The organism is Dactylosporangium sp. NPDC050688, assembly GCF_040654515.1.
Lineage (GTDB): Bacteria > Actinomycetota > Actinomycetes > Mycobacteriales > Micromonosporaceae > Dactylosporangium.
Window position 1 is genome coordinate 1 of record NZ_JBFAIC010000192.1, and the last position, 1,105, is coordinate 1,105.

Annotated in this window: 2 protein-coding genes; both read left to right on the top strand. The window is 72.9% G+C overall.

Features of this window, described 5'->3' with window-relative positions; all coding sequences use genetic code 11:
* On the top strand, positions 1-855 hold an 855-nt coding region (locus AB0H83_RS51910), incomplete at its 5' end, for an SDR family oxidoreductase (RefSeq protein WP_360111509.1).
* A gap of 2 nt (positions 856-857) precedes the next feature.
* A partial coding sequence (locus tag AB0H83_RS51915; RefSeq protein WP_360111512.1) for a helix-turn-helix transcriptional regulator occupies positions 858-1,105 on the top strand: 248 nt, incomplete at its 3' end.

Here is a 1,105-nt window from a genome sequence, read left to right on the forward strand (position 1 = left end):
CTGGCGACCCGTCTGGCCGCGGCCGGTGCCGAGGTCCTCCTGCCGGTCCGCGATGAGGCCAAGGGCGAGGCTGCGCTGAGCCGCATCCGCGTCGAGGTGCCCGGCGCCGACGTGTCGCTCCGCGAGCTCGACCTGGCCTCGCTGCGGTCGGTGGAGGCGCTGGGGGATACCCTGAACGCCGAGGGGCGGCCGATCCACATCCTGATCAACAATGCCGGGTTGATGACACCGGCCACGCGGCACACCACCGCCGACGGCCTGGAGCTGCAGTTCGGGACCAACCACATCGGGCATTTCGCGCTCACCGGCCGGCTGCTGCCGCTGCTGAGCGCCGGCGAGGCCCGGGTGACCACGATGTCCAGCAGCGCGGCGCGGCATGCCAAGCTGCACTGGGAGGACCTGCAGAGCGAGCGGGCGTACGCGCCGGTCCGCGCGTACAACCAGTCGAAACTCGCGAATTTGATGTTCGCGCTCGAGCTCGACCAGCGTTCGCGAGCGGCCGGGTGGGGGATCGTCAGCAACGCCGCCCACCCGGGCACGACCCTGACCGGCCTGTATGCCGCCGGCCCCAACATGGGCCGGGAGAAGCCCTCGCCGATCGAGGCCGTCATGAAGCGCCTGGCGAGCTGGGGCGTGCTGGTCCAGGGCGTCGACCGGGGCCTGCTCCCGGCCCTGTACGCGGCCACCGGCCCCGAGGCGGAGGGCGGCCACTTCTACGGCCCGGACGGGTTCGGCCAGTTCACCGGCGGTCCGGCCGAGCTGGACCTCTACCGCCCGGCACGCGACGAGGCCGCGGCCGCCAGGCTGTGGGACGTCTCGCAGCGTCTCGCCGGCGTCGAGTTCGCGGCGGTGTGATCGTGGACCGCGCCCGGCTGGCCGAGTACCTGCGTACCCGTCGTGAAGCCCTGCAACCGGAGGACGTTGGCCTGCCCCGCGGGCGGCGCAGGCGCACGCACGGCCTGCGCCGCGAGGAGGTCGCGGTGCTCTCCGACATGTCGATCGACTACTACAGCCGCCTCGAGCAGCCGCGCGGTCCCCATCCCTCCGAGCAGATCCTTGGCGCGCTCGCCCGCGGGCTGCGCCTGTCCATGGAGGAACGTGACCA